The organism is Methylorubrum podarium, assembly GCF_022179745.1.
Taxonomy (GTDB): domain Bacteria; phylum Pseudomonadota; class Alphaproteobacteria; order Rhizobiales; family Beijerinckiaceae; genus Methylobacterium; species Methylobacterium podarium.
On the sequence record NZ_BPRD01000225.1, the window covers coordinates 1 to 8074 of the forward strand.

An 8074-nucleotide genomic window follows, 5' to 3' on the forward strand; every position below is an offset into this window, starting at 1 on the left:
AGGTGACCGAGCTGATCCAGGGCTACGTCGTCGCGATGACCCTCGAGACGACCGAGGAAGAGCTGATGCACACGGTCTTCCCGCACCCGACGCTCTCCGAGATGATGCACGAGAGCGTGCTCGACGCCTACGGCCGGGTGATCCACACCTGATCGCTCGATCGGACCCGAGCGTCTTCAGCGGGCGCGCAGGATCAGGCTCGATGCCGCGGTTCTGCGCGCCCGTGCTTCGTTGCTTGGGTTCTGGATCGTGCCTCTCCGGCGGAATGCTTGTCCGGGAGACGAGGATTCGAGACAGCGGACAGCAGCCGCGGCGGCCAAAGATGCTCTGGTCGAACTCGAAGCCGCGGCGACCCGTAGACCGGTGACGATGCGCTCCGGAGACGACGGCCGGCCGACCCCGTGATCCGATACGGCGTTCCGCTCGTCGGCGGCCCCTATGCGCCGGTCCGCTGAGCTACGTCGTCTCTCTCGAAGAGCAGGAGTAGCCGGGTTCGGTCGGGCGATGCCCTTGCGAGGCCGTCCGTCGCCGGGCCGAAGCGATGCCCGGGATCGCGATCAGGGCGAGCAAGCCGGCGACGACGAACAGGAGCGTGCTGCCGAGGACACGCCAAGCCGCGACGCCGGTGACACCGCCCGCGAGGAACGCTGCCACCGTCACCCCGTAGAGCCGCATCTTCTCCCGATCCGGCCCCGAGGCGCCGCCGTCGCGCGACAGGCGGTGGCCGAGGCCGATGCCGAGATCGGTCACCATGCCGGTCACGTGGGTCGTGCGCACGCGGGCATCGGTGATCTGCGTGATCGTCGCGTTCTGCAGGCCGAGCAGGAAGCTGAGGCCGGTCGCGAGGATGGCGCCGTGCCAGCCTGTGGGCAGGCAAAAGCCGAGGATGCCGAGGCCGGCCAGAAGCAGGGCTTCCGTCAGGACGCTGTAGGCGTAGACGCCGGACAGCCGGTGATGGCGGCCAGCGGCGATGAGGAGGGTCGCGCCCATGGCCCCGGCCATGAACGCGCCGACGAGCGCCAGCACGGGCAGGGCGATGGCGAATTCGCCGAGACCGAGATGGTCGGCCAGCGCCGAGACGTTTCCGCTCATGTTCGAGGTGAAGGTGCCGAAGGCGCAGAAGCCGGCGGCGTTTAAAGCGCCGGCGATTCCGGCGAAGGACCAAGCGAGACGCCGATCGATGCCCGGAGTTCGGCTGCGGCCTTCGTGGATGAGCATCGGGCAGGGATCGGCGGTCGGGACTGTCGTTTCGATCCTATCCTAACCGCGGCCGTTTTTGCACATTGCCCGGCAAAGCAAGTCTGTTCGGCCCCAAGGACCGTCATCCGCGTCGGAGACGCGCACTCCACGATGAGCCTCGACGGGGCCGCGGCGGACCGGAAACCGCGCCGCCGTCCCGGCGTTGGCCTTCACGCCGACGATGGGCGCTTCGGGAGGGGGACGCGCGATGACAGTGATGCGACTGGTGCGGATCGGCGTCCTGGCGATGGGGGTCGGCAGCGTGCCGGCCCTGGCACAGACGTCGGCCGGCAGCGGCCTGCCCTCCGGCTTCACCGCGCCGGGCCTGCCGTTCGGTCCCACATCAACGGTGGCGACGGTCGCGGCGCCGACCGCGACCATGGCTCTCGCCAATCCCGGCGGTTTGAGCTTCGGCGGCGCGTCCGGAATCTCCGGTCTCGGCACCTCCGCACCCGGCGTCGGCACGAGCGCCGGTGGCCTGAGCTTCGGCGGCGCAAGCGCTTCCGGCGCTCTCGGCGGTGCCGGCCTGAATTCCGGGGGCGGCGGGATCCGCACCGCTACGCAGCGGCCCCTGGACGACGTGACGGGCAGCATCGGATCGGGAGGCGGGGGGGCGCCTGCGGGGGCCGGCATCGCCGGCGGGGCGGGCTTCTCCCGCCGACCGACGGACGCGTATTTCGATCCGCTGAGCGGCTCTGGCTTGCGCTGACGGTGTGTACGGACGCGGCCGGACGGGATGTCCACAGCCTCGATCGATGCCGGTAAGGTCTCGTTAACCATTTCGGTATGTTCTATCTTCGTTCTCACACCGAGTCGGAGAGAGACCATGCCCAAACCCCAGACGGCAGAGCGCAGCTACGGCACGTCCGCCCGCTTCGTGGATCCGGGACAGGAGAGGGCGGCGGCATCCTGCCCCGTCGAGGAGATCGCCCAGGCCTATCTCAGCACCACCCAGGGCGATGCGGACATCGCCCTGCGCTGCGCCATCACCGATGCCCTGTCCGACCTGATGGAGGCCGAGCGCCGCTCCCGAGAGAACAGCCGCCTCATCTCCCGCGGCTTCGTCCGCAGCGCATCACCGTACGGGTGACCTGCGTAGTTCTCCGGCGTCGTGGCGTGGGGACGCACCGCTTGAAGTGCGGCGGCGGGGGCGCATGTAGCGAGGACCGAAGCCCGGGACGATCGCCATGCTCCTGCCTCTCCTCGCGTTTCTCGCGAGCCTCTCCCTGATCGCCACGGCTCCGGCGGCGCGGGCCGATCTCCTCATCGCCGTCGACAAGGATGCTCAGCGCATGAGCGTCGTGGTCGACGGCGCGCAGCGCTACGACTGGCCGGTCTCGACGGGAGTTGCGGGCCACGACACGCCGAACGGCAGCTACCGCCCGTTCCGCATGGAGAAGAGTCACTTCTCCCGTGAGTGGGACAACGCGCCGATGCCGCACGCGATCTTCTTCACGCAGGTCGGCCACGCGATCCACGGCACCACGCATACGCGCCGGCTCGGCCGCGCCGCCTCGCACGGCTGCGTCCGCCTCTCGCAGCGCAATGCCGCCACGCTGTTCGCCCTGGTGAAGCAGCAGAAGATGGCCAACACCCGCGTCGTCATCGAGGGCAGCGTCGGTGACGCGCCGGTGGCCGAAACCCAGCGCCCCGGCCGGGCGCGCTCGGCTCGCCGCGGCTACGGCGAGGACGAGGGCGTCGTCGCGGTGCGTTCCCGCGGCCGGACCTGGGAGGACGAGGCCTACGGTCCGCCGGTCCGCCGCTACCGGGACGTGTTCGATGACGGCTACGGCGCCGGCGTGGGTTACGGCGATCTGTACTGAGCCCTGGCGGCGCGGGGCCCGATCAGTTCGACGCCGCTGCCCCGGTCACCCGCCAGACCGTGTTGCCGACGTCGTCCGTCACCAGCAACGCGCCGGCCTTGTCGATCGCCACGCCGACGGGCCGCCCCTGCGCCTTCTCGTCGGCGTTGAGGAAGCCGGTCAGCGCATCGACCGGCGCGCCCGCGGGCTTGCCGTCGGCGAACGGCACGTAGATCACCTTGTAGCCACTCTTCGGGCGGCGGTTCCACGAGCCGTGCTGGGCCACGAACAGGCCGCTCTTCCAGGCTTCCGGCAGGTTCGATCCCATCGAGAACGCGATGCCCAGCGACGCCGTGTGCGTGCCGACGGCGTAGTCGGGCGCGACCGCCAGCTTCACCTTCTCCGGCTGGGGCGGCTTCACCCGCTCGTCCACGTGCTGGCCCCAATAGCTCCACGGCCAGCCGTAGAAGGCTCCCTCCTTTACCGAGGTGATGTAGTCCGGCACGAGGTCGCTGCCGATCTCGTCGCGCTCGTTCACCGCCGTCCAGAGGACGCCGGTCTTCGGCTCGAAGGCGAGGCCGTTCGGGTTGCGCAGGCCGGTGGCGTATTCGCGCATCGCCTTGGTGGCCGGCGTGTATTCCCAGATCGCGGCGCGGCCCTTCTCGATGTCGAGCCCGTTCTCGCCGACATTGCTGTTTGAGCCGACGGTGATGAAGAGCTTTTGGCCATCCGGGCTCGCGACGACGTTCTTGGTCCAGTGGTGGTTGATCCCGGCGGGCAGGTCGACGACCTTCTCCGGGCTCGCCGTGCTCTCCGTCTGGCCCTCGGAATAGGGCACGCGCACCAGGGCGTCCGCGTTCGCCACGTAGAGGTCGGAGCCGACCAGCGCCATGCCGAAGGGCGATGTGAGCCCCTTCAGGAAGACGTGGCGCTCCTCGGCGACGCCGTCCCCGTCCCGGTCGCGCAGCAGCACGATGCGGTCGGGGCTCGCGCCGCCGGCCCCGGCCATGCTCTTCACCTTGTCGGCTACCCAGTCGGTGACGCTGGTGGAATGGTCCCCGGATTTCGGCGCCTGGCTCTCGGCAACGAGAACGTCGCCGTTGGGCAGGACGTAGGGCCAGCGCGGATGGTCGAGTCCGGTGGCGAAGGCGGCGACGCTCAGGCCGTCCGCGGCCTTCGGCTTGGCCCCCTCGCTCCAGCGCGCGACGCGGGCGATGTTGACGGTGGGCATCAGCGTCGGGTTCGGCGCCGGCAGGGTCGGGCTCGACCCGCTGCTCGCCGCCACGTCGAGGGCAGCGGATTCCGGGTAGACGATGAATCGCAGGAAGGCCGCGCCGCCGAGCAGCACGACGGCGAGCGCGGAAAGTCCGATCTTGGCGGAGGTACGCATCGAAACCTCGACGATACGGGATCAGGCGAGCGTGGCGGCGGCCTGCACGGCGGCCTCGTCCGCGCCGGGATGACGACGGGTCGAGTAGTATAGCCCGATCGCGTTCCAGAACGCGTCGCGCTGCTCGTGGCTGAAGCGCTGCAGCGAAGCCTCCAGCGCCGCGCGGCCGGCCGCGGCGGCCTCCTCGCGCATCCGCTCATCGAAGGAGGCCGACGATTCCGCGCTCGTTTCGACCATGGCCCGACCCTTCGTTGACGATGCTCCAGGGCAGTCAACGCCCAAGCTCGTCATTCCGTTCAATCGGCTCCGCGGCGTTCCGGGAAGCGGGCGTGTGCCAAAGGACACACCCCCCTGGATTCGAAATCCAGGCTTAACAGTTTCTTTGCTCCTGTGGGCGGAATGGTCCAGCTTGGCCAACCAGCGTCGTCAGCCTTCAGGAGCCTGCATGCAAGCCGACCGGACCTTCCGTCTTCTCTGCCTCTTCGGGCTAGCGCTGACCGGTTCGGGTCTGGGGGGATGCGGGTTGTTTCCGCATCAGGCTGAGCTGACGACCGGTTCGATCGCGACGAACGCCAAGGTCGTGCAGGCGCCGACCGCCGCGGACAAGGAATGCCTCGCCCGGGCGATGTATTTCGAGTCGAACCGCAGCGACGAGGACGGGCTGCTCGCCGTCGGCACGGTGGTGATGAACCGCCTCGACGCGCCGGCCTATCCCGGCCGGATCTGCGAGGTCGTCGGCCAGAAGCGGCAATTCGCCAACGGCGTGCTGACGAAGCCCGTGCGCGACCAGGACCGGCCGCGCTTGGAAAAGGTCGCCGACGCGCTGCTCTCGGGCAAGCGTCACGAGGCCGTCGGACCGGCACTGCACTTCCACACCGCCGGCTTCAAGTTCCCGTACAACAACATGCACTACGTCGCCGCGGCCGGCGGCAACGTCTTCTACGAGAAGAGCGACCGCGAAGGTTACCTGCCGGCGGTCCAGCCCCGCGCCGTGGTGCAGACGGCTGCCGGCCGCCTGATGCCGCTCCAGGTCGCCGCCGCCAGTTCCGGCATGATCGGCCTGCCGCTCACCGGCCGCGTGCAGCCGACGCTGACCGCCGAGTACACCGCGCCGAATGCGCCCGAGCTGCGCATCCCCGGCCCGGCGCGCTACGCCTCGGCTCCCGGCCGCGACAAGCACTGACGATTGTCATTGAGCAGGGTTACGGCCGGGGCGGGTTGTCGCCCCCGCCCTATGCGCAGGGGGCACGAGGCCTTAAGTCAGGGACGCGGCCGGATCGACCGGCCCGGCTCCCGTGAGGCTCACCCCGCATCGCCATGGCCGTCGTCCTCGATCTTCTGAACAACGACACCCGGCCGAAGGGGGATGCGCCCGCGCGCCCGCGCCATCCCGAGAAGGCGCACCGGCCGGACACGGCGATCCAGCGCAAGCCGGACTGGATCCGGGTTAAGGCGCCGGGCTCCAAGCTCTGGGCCGAGACCAAGGACATCGTCCGCGCCAACAACCTCGTCACCGTCTGCGAGGAGGCGGGCTGCCCGAATATCGGCGAGTGCTGGGAGAAGCGGCACGCCACCTTCATGATCATGGGCGACACCTGCACCCGCGCCTGCTCGTTCTGCAACGTGCGCACGGGCCTGCCGGAGGCGCTCGACGGGGCGGAGCCGGAGAAGGTCGCCGACGCGGTCGCCAAGCTCGGCCTGCACCACGTCGTCGTCACCTCGGTCGACCGCGACGACCTCAAGGACGGCGGCGCCGAGCATTTCTCGCGCACCATCGCCGCGATCCGCCGGGCGAGCCCCGGCACCACCGTCGAGATCCTGACGCCCGACTTCCTGCGGAAGCCCGGTGCACTCGAAGTCGTCATCGCGGCCAAGCCCGACGTGTTCAACCACAACCTGGAAACCGTGCCCGGCAAGTACGTGACCGTGCGGCCCGGTGCCCGCTACTTCCACTCCGTGCGCCTGTTGCAGCGGGTGAAGGAACTCGATCCGACGATCTTCACCAAGTCCGGCATCATGGTCGGATTGGGTGAGGAGCGGAACGAAGTCGTGCAGCTGATGGACGATCTGCGCTCGGCGGAGGTCGACTTCCTCACCATTGGCCAATATCTGCAACCGACCCGCAAGCATCATGAGGTCGTGCGCTTCGTGCCGCCGGACGAATTTAAAGCCTACGAGACCACGGCCTACGCGAAAGGCTTCCTGCTGGTCTCGGCGACGCCGCTCACGCGCTCGTCGCATCATGCCGGCGAGGATTTCGCGCGGCTGAAGGCTGCCCGTCTGGCCAAGCTCGGGCCCGCTCCCGTCGCCGTCAACGCCTGAGCCCGAATGCCCTCCTTCCGCATCACGAGGAAAGTGCGTCACTCGGCGACGCAGATGTACGATCTCGTCGCCGACATCGAGCGCTACCCCGAATTCCTGCCGCTCTGCGAGTCGCTGCGAGTGCTGCGCGACGCCGAGGGGCCGAACGGCACCAAGGTGCGGGTCGCGGAGATGGGCGTCGGCTACAAGGCGATCCGCGAACGCTTCACCACCCGCGTCAGCCTCGACCGCGAGAACCGCAAGATCGTCGCCGAATACATCGACGGGCCGTTCAAGCACCTCGAGAACCGCTGGACCTTCCGCGACGCGGAGGGCGGGGGCTGCGAGGTCGACTTCTTCATCACCTACGAGTTCAAGAGCCGGACGCTCGGCCTCCTGATGGGCACGATGTTCGACCGGGCGTTCCGCAAGTTCACCGACGCGTTCGAGGGCCGCGCCGCCGCGATCTACGGCGCGGCCGCCTGATCAGCCGCCCTTCCGGGCCGCGAGCAGGATGCTGGTCTCGGAATTGGCGATCCCGTCGATCTGACGGATCGTGCGCAGCAGCGCATCGAAATCGCCGAGCGTCGGCACCTCGATCTCGGCGACGATGTCCCAGCGGCCGTTCGTGGTGTGAAGCGCCCGGATCTCCGGCAGACCCGACAGGCGGCGGATCACGCTCTCGGCGTGACGGCCGTCCACTTCGATCAGCGTCACCGCCCGCACGCCGTCGGGCTGCAGATCCCGTACCGTGACGGTGAAGCCGGTGACGACACCGGACGTCACCAGCCGATCGAGCCGCGCGCGGACCGTCGCCCGCGTCACGCCGAGAGTCGCGGCGAGCTTGGCCAGCGGCATCCGCGCGTCGGTGCGCAGCAAGGCGATCAGCTGACGGTCGGTCTCGTCGAGCATGGACGCCTCCTTTCGACCAGCCGAGCTTAGCAGACCGGGCAATAGCGTGCTCGGATTGCGCACTTGTTCGGCTTTCGGCTGCGCATGGCGTTCGGCCATGCTTTGGGCCGGACGTGTCGAGGAGCAGTTGTGTGACGCGCTACATCGGATCCGGTGAGATGGCGGACATCCTGCGACGGGAGGGGCCCGAGCCGATCCTGCGGCGCCTCACGGCGAGCCTGCGCGCCGACTTCCTGCGCTGGACGGATTTCGACCTCTCGCCCCGCCTCGCCAGCCACTCGGCCGGCGGCGTGATCGAGCTTATGCCGGTCTCGGATGCCGAGCTCTACGCCTTCAAGTTCGTCAACGGCCATCCGGGCAACACGCGGCTCGGCAGGCAGACCGTGGTCGCCTTCGGCGTGCTCGCCGACATGGCGACCACGGTCTGCCT

At 69.1% G+C, this 8074-nt stretch carries 11 protein-coding genes and 1 pseudogene; 8 read left to right on the forward strand and 4 right to left on the reverse strand.

From position 1 onward, the window contains the following. The coding region (locus MFF42_RS12050) for an oxidoreductase dimerization domain-containing protein (RefSeq protein ID WP_507763108.1) at positions 1 to 152 on the forward strand (152 nt) is incomplete at its 5' end. 304 nt (positions 153 to 456) lie between these two features. Here MFF42_RS12050 and MFF42_RS12055 read toward each other — a convergent pair. Further along, positions 457 to 1218, reverse strand: a complete 762-nt coding sequence (locus tag MFF42_RS12055) for a YoaK family protein (RefSeq protein ID WP_238255959.1) — start codon at positions 1216 to 1218, stop codon at positions 457 to 459. 229 nt (positions 1219 to 1447) lie between these two features. On the opposite strand from MFF42_RS12055, the gene MFF42_RS12060 reads away from it, so the two are divergent. The 3 genes from MFF42_RS12060 (at position 1448) to MFF42_RS12070 (ending at position 3062) form a co-directional block, all read left to right on the forward strand. Beyond that, the gene (locus tag MFF42_RS12060) at positions 1448 to 1948 is read left to right on the forward strand and encodes a 1,3-beta-glucanase (protein WP_238255960.1); all 501 of its coding nucleotides are present in this window, start codon (positions 1448 to 1450) and stop codon (positions 1946 to 1948) included. A gap of 117 nt (positions 1949 to 2065) precedes the next feature. Further along, entirely contained in the window at positions 2066 to 2329 is a 264-nt protein-coding gene (locus tag MFF42_RS12065; protein WP_238255961.1) for a hypothetical protein, read from the forward strand. A 97-nt stretch (positions 2330 to 2426) separates the two neighbouring features. Next, the gene (locus tag MFF42_RS12070) at positions 2427 to 3062 is read left to right on the forward strand and encodes a L,D-transpeptidase (protein WP_238255962.1); all 636 of its coding nucleotides are present in this window, start codon (positions 2427 to 2429) and stop codon (positions 3060 to 3062) included. Positions 3063 to 3084: 22 nt separating this feature from the next. Here MFF42_RS12070 and MFF42_RS12075 read toward each other — a convergent pair whose 3' ends face one another. Further along, positions 3085 to 4431, reverse strand: coding sequence for a PQQ-dependent sugar dehydrogenase (locus MFF42_RS12075; RefSeq protein WP_238255963.1), 1347 nt, complete (start codon positions 4429 to 4431; stop codon positions 3085 to 3087). A 21-nt stretch (positions 4432 to 4452) separates the two neighbouring features. Continuing rightward, positions 4453 to 4668 (reverse strand): hypothetical protein, encoded by a 216-nt coding sequence (locus tag MFF42_RS12080; RefSeq protein ID WP_238255964.1) that lies wholly within the window; start codon positions 4666 to 4668, stop codon positions 4453 to 4455. Positions 4669 to 4876: 208 nt separating this feature from the next. Between MFF42_RS12080 and MFF42_RS12085 the strand changes: the two genes are divergently transcribed. The 3 genes from MFF42_RS12085 (at position 4877) to MFF42_RS12095 (ending at position 7218) form a co-directional block, all read left to right on the forward strand. Next, positions 4877 to 5614 carry a cell wall hydrolase gene (locus tag MFF42_RS12085; RefSeq protein WP_238255965.1) on the forward strand — a complete coding sequence of 246 codons (738 nt, stop codon included), beginning with the start codon at positions 4877 to 4879 and terminating at the stop codon, positions 5612 to 5614. 134 nt (positions 5615 to 5748) lie between these two features. Beyond that, positions 5749 to 6753, forward strand: a complete 1005-nt coding sequence (gene lipA, locus MFF42_RS12090; protein WP_238255966.1) for a lipoyl synthase — start codon at positions 5749 to 5751, stop codon at positions 6751 to 6753. Positions 6754 to 6759: 6 nt separating this feature from the next. Further along, the gene (locus tag MFF42_RS12095) at positions 6760 to 7218 is read left to right on the forward strand and encodes a type II toxin-antitoxin system RatA family toxin (protein WP_238255967.1); all 459 of its coding nucleotides are present in this window, start codon (positions 6760 to 6762) and stop codon (positions 7216 to 7218) included. On the opposite strand, the gene MFF42_RS12100 is transcribed toward MFF42_RS12095, so the two are convergent. Then, positions 7219 to 7644, reverse strand: a complete 426-nt coding sequence (locus MFF42_RS12100) for an Lrp/AsnC family transcriptional regulator (RefSeq protein WP_238255968.1) — start codon at positions 7642 to 7644, stop codon at positions 7219 to 7221. Between the two features lie 131 nt (positions 7645 to 7775). Here MFF42_RS12100 and MFF42_RS12105 point away from each other — a divergent pair. Next, positions 7776 to 8074, forward strand: a pseudogene (locus MFF42_RS12105) (ornithine cyclodeaminase); the annotation flags it as partial.